Origin of the sequence: Mycobacterium szulgai (assembly GCF_002116635.1) — a bacterium.
GTDB lineage: Bacteria > Actinomycetota > Actinomycetes > Mycobacteriales > Mycobacteriaceae > Mycobacterium > Mycobacterium szulgai.
The window spans coordinates 111,958-131,268 of sequence record NZ_LQPW01000010.1; the positions used below are offsets into that span (position 1 = coordinate 111,958).

22 protein-coding genes and 1 pseudogene are annotated in these 19,311 nt (G+C 64.5%); 19 read left to right on the top strand and 4 right to left on the bottom strand.

Annotated elements, in window-relative coordinates; all coding sequences use genetic code 11:
• The first annotated feature begins 152 nt into the window (after nt 1–152).
• From AWC27_RS02565 to mbp1, 3 genes are all read left to right on the top strand, one after another.
• Entirely contained in the window at nt 153–536 is a 384-nt protein-coding gene (locus AWC27_RS02565; RefSeq protein WP_245846796.1) for an STAS domain-containing protein, read from the top strand.
• A gap of 183 nt (nt 537–719) precedes the next feature.
• A complete protein-coding gene (locus AWC27_RS02570; RefSeq protein WP_245846798.1) occupies nt 720–1,184 on the top strand; it encodes an STAS domain-containing protein in 465 nt (154 codons plus the stop codon).
• 429 nt (nt 1,185–1,613) lie between these two features.
• Nucleotides 1,614–1,847, top strand: coding sequence for a microaggregate-binding protein 1 (gene mbp1, locus AWC27_RS02580; RefSeq protein WP_085669049.1), 234 nt, complete (start codon nt 1,614–1,616; stop codon nt 1,845–1,847).
• A gap of 52 nt (nt 1,848–1,899) precedes the next feature.
• On the opposite strand, the gene AWC27_RS02585 is transcribed toward mbp1, so the two are convergent.
• Nucleotides 1,900–2,580 (bottom strand): phosphodiesterase, encoded by a 681-nt coding sequence (locus AWC27_RS02585; RefSeq protein ID WP_085669050.1) that lies wholly within the window; start codon nt 2,578–2,580, stop codon nt 1,900–1,902.
• Nucleotides 2,581–2,749: 169 nt separating this feature from the next.
• Here AWC27_RS02585 and AWC27_RS02590 point away from each other — a divergent pair, with 169 nt between their 5' ends.
• The 14 genes and pseudogenes from AWC27_RS02590 (at nt 2,750) to AWC27_RS02655 (ending at nt 13,989) form a co-directional block, all read left to right on the top strand.
• Nucleotides 2,750–3,214, top strand: a complete 465-nt coding sequence (locus AWC27_RS02590; RefSeq protein WP_085669051.1) for a hypothetical protein — start codon at nt 2,750–2,752, stop codon at nt 3,212–3,214.
• A complete protein-coding gene (locus AWC27_RS02595; RefSeq protein ID WP_085669052.1) occupies nt 3,211–4,776 on the top strand; it encodes a DUF2867 domain-containing protein in 1,566 nt (521 codons plus the stop codon). Before AWC27_RS02590 ends, AWC27_RS02595 begins: the two co-directional genes overlap by 4 nt.
• Nucleotides 4,682–4,897, top strand: coding sequence for a hypervirulence associated TUDOR domain-containing protein (locus AWC27_RS02600; protein WP_085669053.1), 216 nt, complete (start codon nt 4,682–4,684; stop codon nt 4,895–4,897). Before AWC27_RS02595 ends, AWC27_RS02600 begins: the two co-directional genes overlap by 95 nt.
• Nucleotides 4,898–4,963: 66 nt before the next feature.
• A pseudogene (locus AWC27_RS02605) lies at nt 4,964–5,211 on the top strand (DUF3140 domain-containing protein).
• A 282-nt stretch (nt 5,212–5,493) separates the two neighbouring features.
• On the top strand, nt 5,494–6,594 hold the full coding sequence (locus tag AWC27_RS02610) for a polyprenyl synthetase family protein (protein ID WP_245846803.1): 1,101 nt from the start codon (nt 5,494–5,496) through the stop codon (nt 6,592–6,594).
• 19 nt (nt 6,595–6,613) lie between these two features.
• Nucleotides 6,614–8,131: a phytoene desaturase family protein gene (crtI, locus tag AWC27_RS02615; protein ID WP_085669054.1), complete on the top strand. Its 1,518-nt coding sequence runs from the start codon at nt 6,614–6,616 to the stop codon at nt 8,129–8,131.
• On the top strand, nt 8,128–9,063 hold the full coding sequence (locus tag AWC27_RS02620; protein ID WP_085669055.1) for a phytoene/squalene synthase family protein: 936 nt from the start codon (nt 8,128–8,130) through the stop codon (nt 9,061–9,063). The genes crtI and AWC27_RS02620 overlap by 4 nt, the downstream gene beginning before the upstream one ends.
• Entirely contained in the window at nt 9,060–9,383 is a 324-nt protein-coding gene (locus tag AWC27_RS02625) for a lycopene cyclase domain-containing protein (RefSeq protein ID WP_085669056.1), read from the top strand. The genes AWC27_RS02620 and AWC27_RS02625 overlap by 4 nt, the downstream gene beginning before the upstream one ends.
• Nucleotides 9,380–9,697 (top strand): lycopene cyclase domain-containing protein, encoded by a 318-nt coding sequence (locus AWC27_RS02630; protein ID WP_085669057.1) that lies wholly within the window; start codon nt 9,380–9,382, stop codon nt 9,695–9,697. Before AWC27_RS02625 ends, AWC27_RS02630 begins: the two co-directional genes overlap by 4 nt.
• Nucleotides 9,694–10,413 carry a class I SAM-dependent methyltransferase gene (locus tag AWC27_RS02635; RefSeq protein WP_085669058.1) on the top strand — a complete coding sequence of 240 codons (720 nt, stop codon included), beginning with the start codon at nt 9,694–9,696 and terminating at the stop codon, nt 10,411–10,413. The genes AWC27_RS02630 and AWC27_RS02635 overlap by 4 nt, the downstream gene beginning before the upstream one ends.
• Nucleotides 10,410–11,930, top strand: a complete 1,521-nt coding sequence (locus AWC27_RS02640; protein WP_085669059.1) for an FAD-dependent oxidoreductase — start codon at nt 10,410–10,412, stop codon at nt 11,928–11,930. Before AWC27_RS02635 ends, AWC27_RS02640 begins: the two co-directional genes overlap by 4 nt.
• Before the next feature lies 1 nt (nt 11,931).
• Nucleotides 11,932–12,927, top strand: coding sequence for a Rieske (2Fe-2S) protein (locus AWC27_RS02645; RefSeq protein WP_085669060.1), 996 nt, complete (start codon nt 11,932–11,934; stop codon nt 12,925–12,927).
• 62 nt (nt 12,928–12,989) lie between these two features.
• Nucleotides 12,990–13,403, top strand: coding sequence for a DUF2784 domain-containing protein (locus tag AWC27_RS02650; RefSeq protein ID WP_085669061.1), 414 nt, complete (start codon nt 12,990–12,992; stop codon nt 13,401–13,403).
• A 13-nt stretch (nt 13,404–13,416) separates the two neighbouring features.
• Nucleotides 13,417–13,989 carry a MarR family winged helix-turn-helix transcriptional regulator gene (locus AWC27_RS02655; protein WP_085669095.1) on the top strand — a complete coding sequence of 191 codons (573 nt, stop codon included), beginning with the start codon at nt 13,417–13,419 and terminating at the stop codon, nt 13,987–13,989.
• Here the strand turns inward: AWC27_RS02655 and AWC27_RS02660 are convergent.
• Nucleotides 13,942–15,228, bottom strand: coding sequence for a glycosyltransferase (locus AWC27_RS02660; protein ID WP_085669062.1), 1,287 nt, complete (start codon nt 15,226–15,228; stop codon nt 13,942–13,944). The two genes, AWC27_RS02655 and AWC27_RS02660, sit on opposite strands and share 48 nt — an antisense overlap.
• A gap of 49 nt (nt 15,229–15,277) precedes the next feature.
• On the bottom strand, nt 15,278–15,868 hold the full coding sequence (locus AWC27_RS02665; RefSeq protein WP_085669063.1) for an SOUL family heme-binding protein: 591 nt from the start codon (nt 15,866–15,868) through the stop codon (nt 15,278–15,280).
• 183 nt (nt 15,869–16,051) lie between these two features.
• Between AWC27_RS02665 and AWC27_RS02670 the strand changes: the two genes are divergently transcribed.
• The gene (locus tag AWC27_RS02670; protein ID WP_085669064.1) at nt 16,052–16,450 is read left to right on the top strand and encodes a hypothetical protein; all 399 of its coding nucleotides are present in this window, start codon (nt 16,052–16,054) and stop codon (nt 16,448–16,450) included.
• A 128-nt stretch (nt 16,451–16,578) separates the two neighbouring features.
• Entirely contained in the window at nt 16,579–18,822 is a 2,244-nt protein-coding gene (locus AWC27_RS02675; RefSeq protein ID WP_085669065.1) for an MMPL family transporter, read from the top strand.
• Here the strand turns inward: AWC27_RS02675 and AWC27_RS02680 are convergent.
• Complete coding sequence (locus AWC27_RS02680) at nt 18,770–19,264, bottom strand: MarR family winged helix-turn-helix transcriptional regulator (protein WP_085669066.1); 495 nt, start codon at nt 19,262–19,264, stop codon at nt 18,770–18,772. The genes AWC27_RS02675 and AWC27_RS02680 overlap by 53 nt on opposite strands.
• Between the last annotated feature and the right edge of the window lie 47 nt (nt 19,265–19,311).

Genomic DNA, 19,311 nt, shown 5'->3' on the forward strand with positions numbered 1-19,311 from the left:
CAACAGCTGTCACTCTCGTGCCCACACCAAATTTGATGGGCCCAAACATGACTTTCTCACCCAGTACTGATTTGTCAGCGGAATCCCCTTGCCGCTACGCGGCCGACTGCGCTCCAGCCCGAGTGCATGTATATGCGCGCAGCATCGCCACGGTGGTGCGCGTCGATGGTGAAATCGACGCGTCCAACGCCGAGCGCGTCGCCCGGGAGATCCGCCGTTTCGCGCGGTTGAAGACTCCGCTGATTGTTGACTTCAGCCATCTGAAATTCCTTGCTATTGACGGGTTTCGAGCTTTGCTGACGGTCAATGACGAGCATCAACGAGCCCGGCTGTACTGCAGCGTGGTCCCCGGGCCGGCGATGCGCCAGCTGCTGCGGATTGTGACCGATCACGGTCTGACAGTTGCCGATTCTGTTCCTGAAGCCCTGCAGCTGATCGACGACGTCATACAGGCGCGCCGCCGGTTCGTCTTCGAGCTGACGCGACAGGGTAAATCGCCCCACCTTGAGCCGCTCACGCGCGCCGCCGGAGATTGAATTGGCCATAAAGCGAAGAGTTCGCGACCGGCCGCCTACCGCACCCGGGCCGCAATCCGTTGAACGCCTTGGAGTCCCAGTCGCGGCCCATCGGAAGGCCGTTTCGTTTGGCCAGCTTGCCGCGTCCGGCTGGGACTAGAATTCACACCAAGGTTGAGTCCGCAGCTGATAACCCCTCACCTGATGGGCACGATCGAAATGCATGTCTTAGGTACACCGGAGGATCAGGACCAGCGCCCGCGTTGCCGGGGTGGAATCAACTGCGCCGGGGCTCGGCTGTTTGTCTACGCGCGCAGTTTGGCCACCGTCCTGCGTTGTGACGGAGAGATCGACGCGACGAACGCAGCCCGGATTGGAACAGAGATTCGCCGGTTTTCCAAGGCTCCGCTGATACTTGATCTCAGCCAACTGGATTTCCTTGGTGTTGAGGGGTTTTCGGAGTTGCTCACCCTCAATCGTGAACATCGCGCGGTTGGGCTGCACTGCACCGTTGTCGCGGGTAGTGCCATGCGCCCACTGCTGCGTATCGTCAACGGTCACGGGATGCGTGTCGTCGAATCGGTCCCTGAAGCACTGCAGCTAATCGAAGGTGCGCTCGCCGAACGGCGTCAGTTGCTCTCCGGCATGGTTGGCGGCGCAGGCCGCTGAACCGGCGCGTCTGGTGATTCAGCCGGGGAGATTTGCTCGGCGTTTGCCGCCTTGCGTCGCCAGACGACCCACGCCCCAACGAACACCATTGCCACAGCTGCGATTCCGGTCGGCCACAGCGCGAGCTGAACAAGCCAGATACGCCTTTGCAACCGCACCACCTTCCGCTCGGCCCGCGCGAGTCGCCGAGCTGCCACCTTCACCTCCATAGCGAAGGCTGTACCCCATTGGCAGACTTTTTATTCGGGCAGTCGGACGCTTACTGAGGCGACGGTCACTGGATCGGGCATCTGTACTGTTCCAGCCGCTATTCGAGGCGACTTGGCCGCATGCGCTGGCCTGCTGAGGTTTCCGGTCTACGCGCATTGGGAATTGGGATAGCTGGGCGGACAATTCCGCCGTATCGCCGATAAGCAACGAAAGGCAGACATGGCACACAAGAGTGGACCCCTGGAAGCCGTCAGCGGCATTGTCGAGGGCGTCAAGGGTGCGATCAAGCAGGTCGTCGGTTTGGTGTTCGGCAACGAGCGGTTGGCGCAGGAGGCAAAGGCTCAGCAGGACAAGGCCGATGCGCAACGCAACGCCGCTAAGCGGGAAGCTGAGGCCGAGTCGGCCCGCGGAGCCGCAAAGGCGGCGGAATCACGCCAGAAGGCGCGCCAGTAGCTTTGAGTGCGTGCAGTGGGCCCGGCCGCCAATCGGCCGGGCCCACTGCACCCTAGCTCCCGTCCCTACCTTCCCGGCTCTGTGCGTAGGCGCTCTTGCGGAGGCCGGCCAGCCAATCCGGGTACAGGCTGACACCCGGCGGGGTATTGAGGACTGGGTCGAAAGACACATCGTCATCAAGCCCGGGCGAGGTGACCTTCGTCAACTTGACGTGAGCTAGCGGGTCGAAATGCCCGGCGCCGCAAGCTTGGTCGACTTCCATCTCAATCCCGCCGTCATAGATGCGGGCGCGGACCGCAGCCAGAGACAATCCTGGACCGTCGACGGGTGTGGTGATGCGCGCCCGCAGCCACCATCGTTTGCCGTGATACTGCAGCGGCATGAGCGTCGTCATGGTCTGTGACGTCCACGAACCGACCGGCCGAAGGGCCAGAACTCGACCGATCGCACCCGAGGCAGCCGAAACCAGCAGCATGTCCCAAGGCTTGGTCGCGTCGCCGGGACCGGGCACCCGGAGGGCGAGTCCTATCGCATCGGGCATCGGACCAGGTGTGCCGACGGCTTTCGAAATACGGGCGACGACGCCGGAGGTGGGAATGGGTAATCCCTGGTCATCTGGGGCGACGCGCTCAATCGATCCTTGGGTCAGCACGCCCAGCGGATGGAAGAACCGCTTTCCCCGGATCGCGGCTCCCCATTGAAACGGCACGGTGACGAGGCTGGAAAGGTTCACGTGCGCCGTGTTCCCGCCGGCGAGCAAATGAAACCCACTGCGTAGCAACGTTGCTCCGCGGGGTGGCTTTCACGTACCAGGCTACGCTAAATCATCGTTACTTAATAATTAAGTTTTCGTTGTTACTGGCCCGGCGATACTCTGGCACCGCGGCCGAGGAGGTAGATCAATGCAGACTTCGGACAATCCGGAAAACATCGGTCGTCGCCGCCCTGACGGCGTCGACGACGGCGCAGTGCAAGCAACCGGAAAAATCTCTGAAGCACTGGAAACCATTGAACGGGCCCGCGGCCACCTCTACAGCTTCCACCAGCTCACCGGCCGTGCGGACCTGCTCTTGGACGAAGCGGTTGCCGAGCTGCGCGACATCGCCCAAAGGGCGTTGGCCGAACACATCAACACGGAATTGATTGGCCGCAACGTCTTGCCCGGGCGATGGAGTTTTCAGGTCGTGGAGGACTACGACGACGGCTATTACCGGTGCTTCCAGCAAGTCGAACGAAAGGTGCGGTCCGCGCTGTGCGGTGGCCGGCGCCACGTGTTCGAGGCCGAAATGAAAGAAGCGCGGCGCACTGCGGGCCACGCGGCTCACACGGCCGCCCCCAGCGACAACCCGGCAAGGAGCGGACAATGAAGTGCGTCGTATTCGGCGCCACCGGTTACCTCGGTATGCGGCTGATTCCACAGCTCCTATCGGCCGGGCACACAGTCCGGGTATTTGCCCGCACGCCCGCCAAATTCGACGACGTGCCGTGGCGTAGCCAAGTCGAAGTCTGTCCAGGCGACGTAGACGACGCCGAAAGCGTCCGCACGGCGCTTGACGGCCGGGAAGTCCTGTACTACTTGGTGCACTCTTTGCTCAGGCCCGACTTCGTCGAATTCGACCAGCGTTCTGCTCGCACCGTCGCTACGGCCGCCAAAGCGGCTGGGCTGTCGCGCATCGTCTACGTCGGAGGCATCATCCCCGAAGGCCAGCGGCTCTCTGAACATTTGGCGTCGCGCGAAGAGGTGGGCCAGCTGTTGCAGGAGTCGGGTGTGCCGACCGTCGAGCTGCGCGCGGCAGCCATCATCGGAGCCGGTTCGGCCAGCTTTGAGATGTTGCGATATCTGACCGAACGCCTGCCGATCATGGTCACCCCGCGATGGCTACGTACTCGCATACAGCCGATTGCCGTGCGTGATGTGCTGTATTACCTGGTCGAGGCGGCAACGCTGGACGCGCAGGTGAATCGGCCCTTCGACATCGGCGGCCCGGACCGCTTCACCTATACCGAGATGATCCGTAAGTATGCCGCCGTCGCGCGGCTGCCGCGGCGACTCGCGCTGCCGGTACCGGTACTGACGCCGAGGCTCTCAGCACGGTGGGTTGAGTTCGTCACCCCGATCCCTCGCCAACTCGCCACATCGTTGATGGAGTCACTGGAAAACGATGTGGTGTGCGCCGACCGTGACATCGCCGAATACATCCCCGATCCCAGCGGCGGACTGACCCACTACGAGGACGCGGTCGAGCTGGCGCTGACTCACGTACGGGAGACAGGGCTGCGCACCCGGTTCTCACGCGCCGACGGAGAAAAAGCACCATCGCAGCCGCTGCGCACCGACCCGGACTGGGCCGGCGGGCCGCTGCACGAAGATGACCGGCAACGCGTCACCGCTGCCGACTCGGCAACACTGTGGCGGGCCATCGAAGTCGCGGCCGCCGACGACACCTGGTCATCGCTGCCCTGGGGGTGGCCGTTACGCGGCTGGGTCAAAGTACGATCGCGGGCCGCCCATCGACCCGCTGAGGGCGGGTTGCACGACGGACAATCGCTGCACTGGTGGCGGGTGGAGCACCTCGACGCGCCTAAGATGCTGCGGCTACGAGCCGACATTCCCCTGCCCGGACGGCTATGGCTGGAGCTGAGCGTACTGCCCTGCGATGGCGGCTCGATCTACCGTCAGCGCGCGCTGTTTCAGCCCTACGGGCTGGGAGGGCAGATTTTTTGGAGTGCGCTAGCTCCCCTACGCAAACTCGCATTCGACGGCATCGCTCGCGATATCACCACCGCGGCGCGGCTGCATGGCAAAAAACCGACTCAGTCTGGTGGTGATCACCTTGAGCGACAAGGCGTTTCGCAAAGTCGACCAAGTGACGCGGAAAGGCCACGGCAGGACCGTCGAAGGCGTGGTAGAAGCCAAGATCACCGCTGACACTCGGGCGGCAGGGCGCACGGTGCGGGCGTCTGAAGACGAGCCGCAGTATGGGGTGCGCAGTAGCAAGACCGGCGCGGACGCCGTGCACAAGCCCGGCGCGCTGCGGCACGCAGAGTGAGGCGAGCACCCACCGATGACTGACGACAAGCCGACCATATGGACGCAATTCCGCGAGAGCGTCAACATGGCACCGCTCGAGCTCGAGAAATGGCTTGAGTCCGACGAGTCGCGCCGTTTGGGCAGAAGCGCGGCGGCCGCGAGTCGACCGGCCACGCCAGCGGCCGTCGTATCGTGAAGATCCTGAGAACCAAGCGGGCGGAACTCACCTACGCCGATTACGCGCACATGCGCAAGGTTGTCCACTATGCCCGGCGTCATTTGGCGCGCCGCCCGAGCAGCGTGGTGGAAGACACGGCTGGCGCTTCTCGTTGATGAGTTGTGGACACGATCCCGCCAAGGCGTAAAACACGTACTCCAGATTCCTGCCGAACCCGGACTGGCGTACCGCACACTCATTCAGTAAATTAACGTTTAAATAATTGAAGCTCATTGCCCGGCACGGCCGGGGCTGCTTCGTGTCGGCAGCACCCGTCAGTGGTTTGTTTTCTCCTGGAGGGGGTACCACGCGTGAACCTCAGCCGATCGAGTCGGCGACTGCCCGATATCGCCAGGGAGGCATCCGAAGTGGCAGTGCGCGAGTTTCCCAGGGTCCGCCTGGTGGACCCCGCGCGCCCCGGACTGCGCTGGCCGGCCACCGAAGAATTCGACAAGTGGCGTGCAAGTCTGCGCCAGACGGTCCTGGCCGAGGTCGCCGACTTCGTATCGGCCCGTGCCGCCGATGCACTGGGCGCCTGCGGTGTCGACGTGGCCGGCGACATCCTGTTGGAATTCGTCAAAGACGGCAAGTGCCTGCGGTCGACGTTCATGTACTTGGGTTGGCTTTGCGGGGCAGCACACAGCGATGCGGCCTTGTCGGCCACCGCCAGCCTGGAGTTGCTGCACAGCTTCGCGCTGCTGCAGGACGACGTCATGGACGACTCCCCCACCCGCCGGGGACGGGCTGCGGCCCACGTGCAATTCGCTCGCTGGCACAGCCAGCGAGGGCTGTCGGGCTCGTCGCGCCGGTTCGGGGAGTCCGCCGCTACCCTGCTGGGCGACATGTGCCTGATCTGGGCCGAACAGATGCTGCGAGACTGCGGGCTCAAACGCCACCATTTGCAGCGAGCCTGGCCTCGCTACGACGCAATGCGCACCGAGCTCGCCGTTGGTCAATTCGCAGATCTGGCAATGGATTTGCGCAGCCTTCCCGCGATGGAATCCGTGCTGGAGGTGGCCCGCAAGAAATCCGGCAACTACACCGTGCGTCGGCCTTTGGAGATCGGCGCGGCGATGGCCGGTTGCGCCGAGCACGCACTGCTCAAACTGGGTGAGTACGGCACCGCGGTCGGTGAGGCGTTTCAGCTTCGCGACGACATTCTGGGCATCTTCGGTTCCCCGGAGACCACTGGCAAACCCAATGCAGGGGACCTGCTGGAACGCAAGGCGACCAGCGTGGTCGTCGCCGCTTACGAGATGGCCGATGCATCGACCCGGCGGCAATTCGGCCAGCTGATTAACAGCGATCAGCTCGACGAGGCCGCCGTGGATCACTGGCGGAGCTTGATCTTTGCCACCGGTGCCGTGCAGTACATCGAAAGGATGATCGACGATCGGATCGGTCTCGCCCGAGAAGCTCTGGACGCCAGCGGCATTCCCAGCGCGATCACAACAGCGCTTTCGGACATGGCCGGCGCTTGCACGCGGCGGGCCGCATGAAAGCGATGGTGTTCGGCTGATGCATACGGTAAGGGGTCGAACCGACCACGTAGTGGTGGTGGGCGCGGGGCTGGCAGGGCTTTCGGCAGCACTGCACCTCGCCGGTCGTGGCCGTCAGGTCACCGTGGTGGAACGCGAGGCGTGGCCAGGCGGCCGGGCGGGCCGCCGTGACATAGCCGGCTACCGGATAGACACCGGGCCGACCGTACTGACCATGCCGGATCTCATCGACGAGGCGTTCGCCGCCGTCGGCGAAAGCAGTTCTCAACGTTTGGATCTGTTGCCCGTCGACCCGGCCTACCGAGCCCTGTTCGCCGACGGCGGCTCCATCGACGTACACAGCGATGCAGACCGGATGGCCGCAGCAATCGAGGAATTCGCCGGCCCGCGCGAGGCCGCCGGCTATCGCGCGCTGCGGGATTGGCTGCAACGGCTGTACCAAACGGAGTTCGCCGGATTCATCTCCGCCAACTTCGACTCGCCGCTGTCCATGCTGACGCCCCAGTTGGGCCGGCTCGCCGCCATCGGCGGATTCCGTCGTTGGGACACGATGGTGCGGCGCCACATCAGCGATGCCAAATTGCGGCGGGTTTTCACCTTCCAGTCGCTGTATGCCGGAGTGGCGCCGCAACACGCACTGGCCGTCTACGCGGTGATCGCTTACATGGACACCATTTCGGGCGTCTACTTTCCGCGCGGCGGCGTGCGCGCCCTGCCGGAGGCATTGGCCGCCGCCGCCCAAGACGCCGGGGTCCGCTTCTGCTACGGATCGACGGTAACCCGCCTGGACCGCAGCGGTGCGCGGGTGACCGCGGTGATCACGGCCGAGGGCGAGCGCGTCGCCTGCGATGCGGTGGTGTTGACCACCGAACTGCCGCACACCTATCAACTGCTGGGCCGGCGACCACGACGAATCCTGCCGCTGCGCGCAGCGCCTTCTGCGGTGGTGTTGCACGCCGGTTGCTCGGCGCTGCCACGCGACACAGCGCACCACACAATACTTTTCGGCTCTGAGTGGGAGCAGACGTTCACCGACATCATCCAAGCGGGCCAAGTCATGCGCGACCCTTCGCTGCTGGTGACCCGGCCGACGGCCAGCGACCCGACGCTGGCCCCGGCCGGCAGCGATCTGCTCTACGTGCTTGCCCCGGCGCCCAATCTGTCCCGCGGAAATATCGACTGGGCCGATACCGGCCCGGCCTACGCGCAAAGCATGCTCGACACGGTGCGAGAGCGGCTGTTGCCCCACCTGGACGACGCCGAAGTGCTGCACCTCGACACGCCTGCCGATTGGGCCCACCGGGGCATGACGGCCGGCACGCCGTTCGCCTTGGCGCACACCTTTACCCAGACCGGGCCGTTCCGGCCGGCGAATCTGGTGCGCGGTATCGAGAACGCGGTGCTGGCCGGGTCATCGACGGTGCCTGGCGTCGGGGTGCCCACCACGCTGATCTCGGGCCGGCTGGCCGCCGACCGCATCACCGGCACGCCCGACCGGTCCTCCGCCAGCCTCGACCTGAAAGCCCGATTGCCATGATCCGCAACGAATTCGACGCCGCCGGAATAGCCGACCCGCTCCTGCGCAGCGCCTACCGTCGCTGCCGGCAGATCGCGGCCGAAAACGGCCGCACCTACTTCCTGGCGACTCGGCTGCTGGCCCCCGACCAGCGCCCGGCGGTACACGCCCTGTACGCGTTCGCCCGTTATGCCGACGACATCCTCGACGAGTTCAACCCGGACCTGGACGCCGCCACCCGATCCGAACGGTTGCAGCAGCTGTCCGACCGGTTTTTCGCCGGCGGCGACCACCGTCAAGATCCGGTCCTGGCCGCCGTCGATCACACCGTGCGCCGCTACGGGATCAGCGCAGATCTGTTCGAGGACTTCCTTGCCTCGATGCGGATGGACCTCACCGTCACCGACTATCCCGACCGCGACGCGCTCAACCGCTACATGCGCGGATCGGCGGAAGTCATTGGTCTGCAGATGCTTCCGGTGCTGGGAACGATCTCCGGCGCCGACGAGGCCGCCCCGTACGCTGCCGCGCTGGGCCGCGCGTTTCAGCTGACCAACTTCCTGCGCGATATCGATGAAGATCTGATGCGCGGCCGCATCTACCTGCCGGCCGACGAGTTGGGCACGTTTGGCGTGGACCGTGAACTGATGCTGTGGTGTCACAACCACCGCCGCACCGATTCGCGCGTCCGGGCGGCGTTAGCGGCTCAACACGACATCACCCGGCAGACGTACCGATTCGCCAGGCATGGGATTGCCATGCTCGCACCGCGCTCCCAACCGTGCGTCGCCACCGCGCTTACCCTGTACTCAGAGATCTTGGATTGCATTGAGGACAGCGACTTTTCGGTATTCAGTCACCGCGCTACCGTGGGGACGACGCGACGACTTCAGGTCGCCGGCGGGGCACTGCTGCGGTCGTGGCGGGTGCGACGACAGGTCGGCGCGGCGTGAGCGATCGCTGGCAGTACTTGATCGTGCTGGGGTTGTGCTTGCTGATCACCGCCCCGCTGGAGATGTTCGGCGGCGGCGTCTATCGCCAAATCAAGCGGGCCGCGGTGGCGGTGCTACCTGTCGCGGTCGTGTTCTTGGTCTGGGACGCGGTGGCGATCGCCGCCCGGATCTGGACGTACAACGACAGATACATCACCGGCTTGCGCATCCCGCCCCGGATTCCACTCGAAGAGCTGTGCTTCTTCGTGGTGATACCGGTGTGCGCGTTGCTTACCTACAACGCGGTCACCGTGATCCTGGATCGGAGCAAGCGGCGATGACCGGGCTCGGGTATACCGTTCCAGCGATTACCGCGGTGCTTGGAGTGTGCGTACTCGAACTCGCGGTATTGCACACCGGCTTGTTTCGACGGCCCGCTTACTGGTTATCCATGCTCATCGTGCTGGGCTTCCAGATACCCGTGGATGGCTGGTTGACCAAACTGAGCGCCCCCATCGTCATCTACGATGAGCGGCAGACCAGCGCGCTGCGCTTTCCGTTCGACATTCCAATCGAAGACTTCTTGTTTGGTTTCGCGATGGTCACCGCGGTGTTGCTGCTATGGGAGCGACAGCGGGTAAGCGGGCGGCGATGAATAGAACAGGCCTTTCGCGCAGTGAAGTGCCGAATGCGTTCGATGCCGGCGCGGCCGCCTACGATCGGTTGGTGGGCGCTAATCCTGGCTACCACGCGAATTTGCGGCGCTCCACGCAGCGCATGGGCCTGCCGGAACGCGGGCGCGGGCTGCGGCTGCTCGACGCGGGCTGCGGCACCGGTGCGTCGACGGCCGCGCTGCTGGCCGCCGCACCCGAAGCCGAAATCATCGCCGTCGACGCCGCGCGCGGAATGTTGACTGCGGCACAGGCGAAATCGTGGCCGCCCTCGGTGCGATTCGTGCACGCCCGTATCGAGGAGCTCGACCGACATGGCATCACCGGCCCCTTCGACGGCATCCTGGCCGCCTATCTGTTGCGCAACCTGGCAGACCCGGACGGTCAACTTCGAACTTTCCGCACACTGCTACGGCCAGGCGCAACGTTGGCGTTACACGAGTATTCGGTGCGCGATTCGCGTGCCGCCACCCGCGTCTGGCACGCCGTGTGCTGGGGCATCATCATTCCCGCAGGCTGGTGGCGAACCCGTAGCACCACTCTGTACCGGCACCTGTGGCGCAGCGTTTTGACTTTCGACGGCGCGGCACGGCTACGGCAGCGGATGAGTGACGCCGGATTCACCTCAGTGCGCAGCGAATCCATGCCAGGCTGGGAAAAGGACATCGTCCACACCTTTATCGGAGAGGCCCCGCGATGACCGACCGCCGCCGCCAGCACCACCCGGCCTCCCCCGGACTGCCCACCGCGCGTGCACTCACGTCGCGACCGCGGGCGGTGGTCGTCGGCGCTGGCATCGCCGGGCTTGCGGCAGCGACCGGACTCGCCGAACGCGGCGTCGACGTGGAAGTCGTGGAGAGCCAGCCGTATCTAGGTGGGCGCGTAGGCGGCTGGACAGAAACCGACGACGGCACCGCGCTGGCGATGAATCGCGGATTTCACGCATTCTTCCGCCAGTACTACAACCTGCGCGCCTTGCTGCGACGCATCGATCCGCGACTGTCGATGCTGACGCCGGTCGACGACTATCCCCTAATCGACGGCGCCGGCCGGCGCGACAGTTTCCGCGGATTACCCCGCACTCCGCCGTGGAACGCCCTTGCGTTCGCGCTGCGCAGCCCGACGTTTCGGCTCTCGGACCTCGCTCGCATCGACGCCGGCGCGGCGGCGCCGCTGGCCGCCGTTTCGGTGCCCGACATCTATCACCGGCTCGACCACATCGACGCCGAGACCTTCTTGAAGAGCATCAATTTTCCGGAGTCGGCACGCCACCTCGCGTTTGAGGTGTTCTCCCGCAGCTTCTTCGCCGAACCGTCGCAACTCTCGGCCGGCGAGCTGGCCACTATGTTCCACATCTATTTCCTGGGCTCTGCCGAGGGGCTGATTTTCGACGTCGCCAACGCCAATTTCGATGTCAGCCTTTGGAACCCGCTGCGCGACTACCTCAGCGAGCGCGGCGTTCGGTTTCGGCTTGGCGAGCAGGTGCTGCAGGTAGCCGGCGACGTCACCGAATCATTTGGCATCCATACCGATTCCGGTGGTCGACTGGACGCGGACGCGGTGGTGCTCGCCGTCGACGTGGGCGGCCTGCAACGAATAGTCGCCGCCTCACCGACTCTGGGCAACGACCTGTGGCGTGCGCAGATACGGCGATTGCGGACGGCGCCGTCGTTCGTGGTGCATCGGCTTTGGCTGGACCAGCCGGTCGATTCCGGACGGGCTGCCTTCCTAGGCACCGCAGGCCATCCACCGCTGGATAACATCAGCGTTTTGGAGCGCTACGAACGCGAAGCCGCCGACTGGTCACAGAGCCAACACGGTTCAGTAATCGAATTACACTCTTATGCAACAAGTTCCGCAGCCACGAGTCAAGCCGCGATGGCCCGGCTGCATCAGCTGTATCCAGAAACCACTAGGGCACGGGTTGTTCACCAGCGCGTGCTGCGGCGCAGCGACTGCCCCCTGTTCACACCGGGGACCTACACCCGGCGTCCGACCGTCGTTTCGCCACACCCTGGACTGGCACTGGCCGGCGACGGCATTCGCATCGATCTGCCGGTGGCACTGATGGAACGCGCGGCCACCACCGGCTGGTCGGCAGCCAATCATCTACTAAAGCGGTGGGGGCTGGCCGGCCACGAGCTGTGCACCGTCCCCACCCGCGGACGGTCGCCGCTGCTGCGCTCACTCGCCGACCGGCAACGACGACGGCAATAACATGAACGTTAGCGATCGTATCCGTGCGCGCTGGCCGAAAGACTGGCCGCTGCAAGTGGTTTCGCGGGAATCATGGTCGCAGCAGCGCCCCACCTACGGCGCCGCACAGCCGAGCATCATTGACGCCGCCCTGCAGCGGTCACAGCGCCGGCCCACCGGGAACTGGTATGCCTTCGCGGCAAGCCGCGATGTGCGGGCGAGCGGTCCCGTCGGCGCGCAAGTGGCCGGCGTCGAACTCGTCGCCTGGCGCGACCGGCACGGTCGGCTGGTAGTGGGTCCGGGTAGTTGCCCCCATCTGGGCGCCGACCTTGCGACCGGCGTCGTGCGTGCAGGGGTGTTGTTCTGCCGCTGGCACGGGTTGGCTTTGGACGGCCAGACGTGCAGATTGGGATGGAGCCCCTTCCCCAGTTTCGACGACGGCGTGTTGGCGTGGGTGCGCCTTGACTCGGCCGGCGGGGAAGCACCGCTGGACAAGCCGGTGATCGCGGCGCGCCCGGGCGCGCACAAACTGACGGCCGTCACCCGCATGGTCGGAATCTGCGAACCGTGCGACATCATCGCCAACCGCCTCGACCCCTGGCACGGCGGATGGTTCCACCCGCACTCATTCACCCGACTCGAGGTGCTCACGACTCCGACCGCCGACGATGACCGCTTCCTGGTCTCGGTCACCTTCCGCATCGGGCGCTTGGGAGTGCCGACGATCGCCGAATTCACCTGCCCCGACGCACGCACCATCGTGATGCGAATCGTCGAGGGCGAAGGCAGCGGCAGCGTCGTCGAAACCCACGCCACCCCAATCGGTCCCGGACCGGATGGCAAGCCCAGCGTTGCCGTGCTCGAGGCGACTTTCGCGCATTCGCCGCGCCCGGGATTTCGGGCTGCGCTCAAGGCGGCGCCTCTGGTGACACCACTGATGCGCTATGCCGCACGTCGGCTGTGGCGCGACGATATGGCCTATGCCGAACGCCGCTACCACTTGCGTGCGCGACGCTGAGCGCGCCGACGTTCGCTGTGTGCGCGACTCGGGCAGGCCTGAACGGCTATCCTGAATCAGCGATGCGGAAGATATATTTCGCCGTCGTCGCCGCCAGCATCGGCGCCCACTTCGGCTATCTCATTTATCTGCCCAGCGGCGGCTTCCTGGCGTTGCGGTGGCCGCGTACGTTCTGGCTGCACCTGCCCAGTGTGTGCTGGGGCATCGGTGTCGTTGCACTGCACTGGCCCTGCCCGCTGACATCGCTGGAGGACTGGGCACGCGCTCGAGCCGGAGTGGGTCCGTTGCCGAAAAGCGGATTCATCGGTCGCTATGTCGAAGGAGTGTGCTGTCCGGCCAACCGAATCGGTACCGCACAAACGCTTGCTTTTGCCGCGGCCGCGGTCTCGTGGATCCTGCTGGCGCGGCGACGGTGGGGCGGTGTTGCGACCAACACCCGGCCGGCGGCATTAGGACTGTTGCCGGCGCGCAGATAGGCTGGTGTTTCTGATGAAGGATGCGCCAAAGGTCAGCAAGCGCCGCGGTAATGATCCAGCGCCCACCCGTGCGGAACTTGAACGGCAGCTGTCGGCCGATATACGGGCGATCACCGCACGTTCGGATCGCGTAGGCCGGCACTACGCGCGTCTCAACGAGGTAAGCAGCAACGACTTTCACGCCCTGCTGCACATCATGGTGAGTGAGACCGCTGGCGAACCGTTGACTTTGGCTCAGCTACGACAGCGCATGGACGTCTCACCAGCGGCTATCACCTACCTCGTGGACCGGATGATCGAAGCGGGCCACATCCGTCGCGAACCTGACCCGGACGATCGTCGCAAGTGGCTGCTGCGTTACGAAGATAGCGGTATGACGCTGGCGCACACGTTCTTCAAGCCGTTGGGTGGCCATCTCAGCGCGGCTATGGCCGATCTATCCGATAAGGACCTAGTCGCCGCTCACCGCGTGTTCATGGCGATGATCGAGGCGATGGGCACGTTCGAAGACCAGCTGTGCAGCGACGGCGCCAAGCCGTCAACGAACGGGGCGCGGTCGCGAGGGCGGCAGAATACGACCGGGTAGTGCTGTACCCACCCCCGATAGCAAACGCTGCTCGATCAGGTCCGCGCCGTGCCCGACACCGCCGGTGGCCGCAAATCCGGCTGCGACGCGTCGGGCGCCGTCAACTCTCGCCGCCGAGCTGAGCACCGCGGCGCGCAGTCGCGCCGCCGTGAGCCGGTTGGCCGGCAACCGGGTTCCGCAACCGGCGACCTGCACCCGGCGGGCGACCTCGGCCTGATCGCGAGCAAACGGCACTACACACACCGGGACGCCGCGATCCAGTGCCTTGACCGTGCTCCCCATTCCCCCGTGGGTGACCGCGCAAATGGCGCGATCAAGTACCGGCCCGTGGGGAAGAAACCGGCACACGGTGGCATTGCGCGTTTGCGGAAGACCGGCCGGCACCCCGGCCGGAAATGTCGCAACGACGTGAACTGGCGCATCGGCCAACGCAACCATGGCGATCCGGCCCAGTTTGGCGTCTGCTTGGGCGATTGATGACGTACTGACCAGCACGAGGGGCCGGTCAATCTCGTCCAGCCAGCCCGGCACGGTCGACGCGGCCGGTTCGAATACGCAGGCACCGATGAAGTGCACGGCGTCGCCCCAGTCGGGGTGCGGGTACTCGAAGGGTTCACCGCCGACCGCCAACAGCAGCGGTGCCCGGCGCATCAACTCGTCGACAGAGTGAACCGCCGGCACCTCCAAGCGGCTACGAATGTTGTTGACAGGGGGCAACATCGGCCGGTCGAACAGGTGCCTCACGACAGGTCGCACCGCGGCGTCGCGTACCGCGCCGAGCACGCCGGGAAGTGGCCGCAAGCCGGGGCCGAACGGAGGTGCGCAACGCGACCGCAAGTACGGCGTAAACGGTGAAAACACCAGCCAGGGAATGGCGCTCGACTCGATCATCGACATCGCGCCCCAACAGTTGGCGTCCACCACGATCGCAGCGGGGCGAATTTGTGCGATCGCGCGCCGTACGTCGTCCACCTCGATCACCGCACGCCGGCAAAGTACGTCGATGGACATCTCAAGAACGCCCAACGCATTGCGCGCCAACCAATCGCTTCCGGTAATGGACTCGATCCTGGGATCGACGGCCTCGGCGTAAAGCCCTACTGCGCGCATCGCCGCGACTTCACCGGCCTGGGTACGCACGTGGACCCGGTGGCCGCGGGTAGCCAGCTCACACAATAGGGCTGCCATCGGGTACACATGCCCCAGCGCGGGCGAGCAGTACGCGAGAATGACCGCCATGTGCCGCTCCTAGCTCACGGCCTACCGGACATCCACGTCGCGGCACTCATTACGGATTCGGCTTGACCGGAACCGCGATTTCGTTGCGGCGCAGCATTGGAACCGTCCATGGCGGATCGTAGAACCAGGCTTCCGGCCTATCAATCACCTCAAACCCGGTTTCGCGCAGTGTGTTCAGCAGTTTCGAAGTCTGTTCGGACACAGCGCGACGGCTGCGGCTTCCGCTGAATCGGCGCACCGCGATGGTCTGCGCGGGCACGCTGACCAAGTTGACCTCTGCGTCGACAGGTTCTGGCAAAGTTTCCAGCGTTTTGTTCGAGGGCATGAAAAACCGGATTACCCACTTGTCTTCACCTGCGGCTTCTTGGGCCACTGGGGCCGTCATCGCTATTTTCGCCTCGCTTCGGTTGGCGCCGAAAATGTAGCGGGCCAACCGCCGAAACCCGGTGTTGCGCGCCGCCTCTTCGTCGGCGGTGACCACCGTCTGCGCCGCCAGACGTGCACCGTAATGCCGGATCTCTACCCCGGCGGTGAGCTTCTCGACACTGTGATCGGGCTCCTCGGTCCCCCGCCGGTAACCGACCACCGATCCCGCGGCGTCGACAACATGACCTATGAACGACACAATCGAACCAAGCAGCGCCGTCTCCTTCCGTGAGTGCCTACCGCGTTCCCAGCATAGCGCGGCGGCGAGCTTTAGTTAAATGTTTGAATGTTTAATTTACTTAAATATACTACCATCGCTTCGGCAAGCCCTTCACCAACCATCGGCGAGCACGCAGGTAACCTCCTATGGGCAGCACAAACGGATGGGAGCCACGCGATGGGAGTTCAAGACGCGGCAGGTAGGAATTTCCCCTATCGCTATGACGCCCGCATGGCTCCGTTGTGGCTACCGTTTCGGTGGCCGGGCGAGCAGGGCGTGCGATTGACCGCCGACGGGCGGTTCATTGCCCGGTATGGACCATTTCGCGTTGAAGCGCCGTTGTCCAGCGTGGCCGATGCACATATCACCGGGCCGTACCGCTGGTGGACCGCCGTGGGCCCGCGGTTGTCCTTTGTGGACGACGGGCTCACCTTCGGCACCAACGCCAACGCCGGGGTGTGCATTCATTTCGTACCGCCAATACATCGAGTGATCGGTTTCAAGGACCACTCCGCGCTCACCGTTACCGTCGCCGACCCTGACGGATTGGTTGCCGCGCTCAAAGGCGATGCATAGAACCTTGCGCGCGAACACTCTGGCGCAGCTTCGTTCAAAGTATTAATGTTTCACTTACTTAACTGATTGAACCGCACCGCGCGGTCCAACAGTGGCAGCAACAGAGAATCCACCCTCAGAGAGGGCAGATGTTAGCGCGATTGGCTCGGCTCTGCACCAACGCGCCACGACGCATGATGTCGATTGCCATCGCGTTCATGGTCGGCACGGCGATCTTCGGCATCCCGGCTGCGGCCAGTCTGTCCGGTGGGGGTTTTCTGGATCCGTCATCCGAATCCGCCCGCGCCGCAAGACTACTCGCCGAGAATTTTCATCAGGGCGACATGGAGCTGATGCTACTGCTCAGTTGCGACAGCGGCGCCACGGGCATGACCGCGCGCGCCGTCGGTACCGGCATCGTGCAACAACTGGCTCAATCCCCGTTCGTGTCGCAGGTAGCCGCGCCGTGGGGGTCGCCGCAACCAACTCCCGGATTGCTCAGTAAGGATGGCAGATCCGCGCTGATTGTCGCGGTCCTCAACGGCGATGAGAACACCGCCCCCAAACGTGCGCAGGCTTTGGCGCATCGGCTCGTCGGCCAGCGGGACGGCGTCACGGTAGTGGCCGGCGGCTCGGCGATGGTGTATACCCAAGTCAGTGAGCAGACCGAAAAGGATCTGCTGCGAATGGAAGTCATCGCGATACCACTCAGCTTCCTCGCGCTCGTCTGGGTTTTCCGGGGGCTGTTGGCAGCAGCGGTACCCATGGCCGTCGGCGGTTTCGCGATTCTGGGTTCACTTGCGTTACTGCGCGCCATCGCGTTATTCACCCCGGTCTCCATTTTTGCGTTGAACGTGGCGGTGGCGCTTGGGTTTGCCCTGGCGATCGACTACACCTTGCTGATTATCAGCCGGTACCGCGATGAGCTGGCAGCCGGCAGCCATCCCGACGAAGCGTTGCTTCAGACCATGACCACCGCGGGACGCACCGTGTTGTTCTCGGCGATGACGGTGGCCCTGGCGCTGCTCGCGACGGCACTGTTCCCGATGTACTTTCTAAAATCCTTCGCCTACGCCGGAATTGCCGTGGTAGCCCTTGCCGCGCTGGCGGCAGTGACGGTGGCGCCCACCGCCATCGTGCTACTCGGCCACCGGCTGGATGCGCTCAGCATCTGGCGTTCGCGACCACCGCGCCGCCACGCGGCACATACTTTCTGGTATCGCCTGGCCAAACAGGTTATGCGGCGGGCGATCCCGGTGGCTCTCATACTCGTCGTCCTATTGCTCACGCTGGGTTTGCCTTTCCTCGGTGTGCGTTGGGGCTACCCCGACGACCGGGTGCTGCCGGCATCCGCCTCGGCGCGCACGGTCAACGATCGAATTCGCAGCGATTTCGGCATGAACTCGGAAGCCCGGGTGAAGATCGTCATACCCGACACCTCCGGTCTCACAGCGGCCGATCTCGCCAGATACGCCGCTGCGCTGTCCGGGGTGGCAGATGTCGCCGCGGTGTCGTCGCCTAGCGGCACCTTTGTCGCCGGTGAACGCCTAGGGCCGCCGTCACAACCGAAGCCTGCGGCGCAGGACGGCAGCACTTATCTGACCCTGGAAAGCACCGCGCCGCTGTACACCGCGGCGTCTGAGCTTCAGCTGGACCGCTTGCATGCCGTCGCGCTACCTGAACAGCGAGAAGTCCTGATGATCGGAATGGCGCAGACGAATCGCGATTGTGTCCGCGCCATCACCTCGCGGCTGCCGTGGGTGTTCGGTTTCATCGCCGGGACGACGCTGATCCTGCTCTTCCTGCTCACCGGCAGCGTGGTCCTACCACTCAAAGCCGTTGTACTCAATGTGCTTTCACTCACCGCCTCGTTCGGCGCGCTGGTGTGGATCTTTCAGGACGGGCACCTCAACGCCGCCGGCACCACGCCCACCGGCACGCTGGCCGCCAACGTCCCGGTGCTCATGTTCTGCATCGCATTCGGGTTGTCGATGGACTACGAGGTTTTCCTGCTCTCCCGCATCCGCGAGTACTGGCTAGCTTCGCCGCGATCGTCCGCCGACAACGACGAAAGCATCGCACTGGGCCTGGCCCGCACCGGACGCGTGATCAGCGCCGCTGCCCTGCTGATGTCGATCTCGTTTGCGGCGCTGATCTCCGCCGGGGTCTCGTTCATGCGAATGTTCGGATTAGGGTTGACAATCGCAATTTTGATGGACGCGACCCTGGTGCGAATGCTGCTGGTACCCAGCTTCATGCATATGCTGGGCAGGCTGAACTGGTGGGCCCCCGAACCGCTGGCCCGCTGGCACAATCGAATATTCGACGACATGGGCGGACTCAGGGCGCAGGTGGGGCCAACTCGATCTGGAAGTGGCGCATCGCGACAATGAGGGCGCCGAACACGCGGTGCGCGGCGGCCAAATCGGCATCGCTGAGATCGGCCAGCGCACCGTGGGTGTGCCGACCCAACGGAGTGAAGAAAGATCGGGCCGTTGCCAGTCCCGTATCCGCGTAACGCAAGATGACTTTGCGGCGGTCGTCGGGGTGCGAATCACGCCGGATATGGCCGGACTCGATCAGTCGATCCACCAGATAGGTGATAGCCGCTCCGGACAGCCCCATCCGCTCGCTGAGGTCCCCCGATGTCATCGGTTGCCCAGCACTCTGAGCCACCATGATGTACAGCAACGCTCGAAAGTCAGTGGGGCGCAAGTCATGCGAGACCGCGAAAAGCCGGCCGATCTGGTCGGACTCTGTAGACAACTCCCGCAGATCGGCCGATATCAGCGCCTCCAGCGCTTCGCGGCCGGAGGAATGCTCGTCGGCGTGCATGCGGTGTGCAGCATAACCCCGTTTGGCTCATCATTTCAGTTGATTAA

Bases quoted from the DNA above. Each gene is read 5' to 3' on its own strand.
- AWC27_RS02570 (WP_245846798.1), top strand. From the start codon at position 720: ATGGGCACGATCGAAATGCATGTCTTAGGTACACCGGAGGATCAGGAC.
- mbp1 (WP_085669049.1), top strand. From the start codon at position 1,614: ATGGCACACAAGAGTGGACCCCTGGAAGCCGTCAGCGGCATTGTCGAG.
- AWC27_RS02590 (WP_085669051.1), top strand. From the start codon at position 2,750: ATGCAGACTTCGGACAATCCGGAAAACATCGGTCGTCGCCGCCCTGAC.
- AWC27_RS02595 (WP_085669052.1), top strand. From the start codon at position 3,211: ATGAAGTGCGTCGTATTCGGCGCCACCGGTTACCTCGGTATGCGGCTG.
- crtI (WP_085669054.1), top strand. From the start codon at position 6,614: ATGCATACGGTAAGGGGTCGAACCGACCACGTAGTGGTGGTGGGCGCG.
- AWC27_RS02620 (WP_085669055.1), top strand. From the start codon at position 8,128: ATGATCCGCAACGAATTCGACGCCGCCGGAATAGCCGACCCGCTCCTG.
- AWC27_RS02630 (WP_085669057.1), top strand. From the start codon at position 9,380: ATGACCGGGCTCGGGTATACCGTTCCAGCGATTACCGCGGTGCTTGGA.
- AWC27_RS02635 (WP_085669058.1), top strand. From the start codon at position 9,694: ATGAATAGAACAGGCCTTTCGCGCAGTGAAGTGCCGAATGCGTTCGAT.
- AWC27_RS02640 (WP_085669059.1), top strand. From the start codon at position 10,410: ATGACCGACCGCCGCCGCCAGCACCACCCGGCCTCCCCCGGACTGCCC.
- AWC27_RS02645 (WP_085669060.1), top strand. From the start codon at position 11,932: ATGAACGTTAGCGATCGTATCCGTGCGCGCTGGCCGAAAGACTGGCCG.
- AWC27_RS02650 (WP_085669061.1), top strand. From the start codon at position 12,990: ATGCGGAAGATATATTTCGCCGTCGTCGCCGCCAGCATCGGCGCCCAC.
- AWC27_RS02655 (WP_085669095.1), top strand. From the start codon at position 13,417: ATGAAGGATGCGCCAAAGGTCAGCAAGCGCCGCGGTAATGATCCAGCG.
- AWC27_RS02660 (WP_085669062.1), bottom strand. From the start codon at position 15,228: ATGGCGGTCATTCTCGCGTACTGCTCGCCCGCGCTGGGGCATGTGTAC.
- AWC27_RS02670 (WP_085669064.1), top strand. From the start codon at position 16,052: ATGGGAGTTCAAGACGCGGCAGGTAGGAATTTCCCCTATCGCTATGAC.
- AWC27_RS02675 (WP_085669065.1), top strand. From the start codon at position 16,579: ATGTTAGCGCGATTGGCTCGGCTCTGCACCAACGCGCCACGACGCATG.
- AWC27_RS02680 (WP_085669066.1), bottom strand. From the start codon at position 19,264: ATGCACGCCGACGAGCATTCCTCCGGCCGCGAAGCGCTGGAGGCGCTG.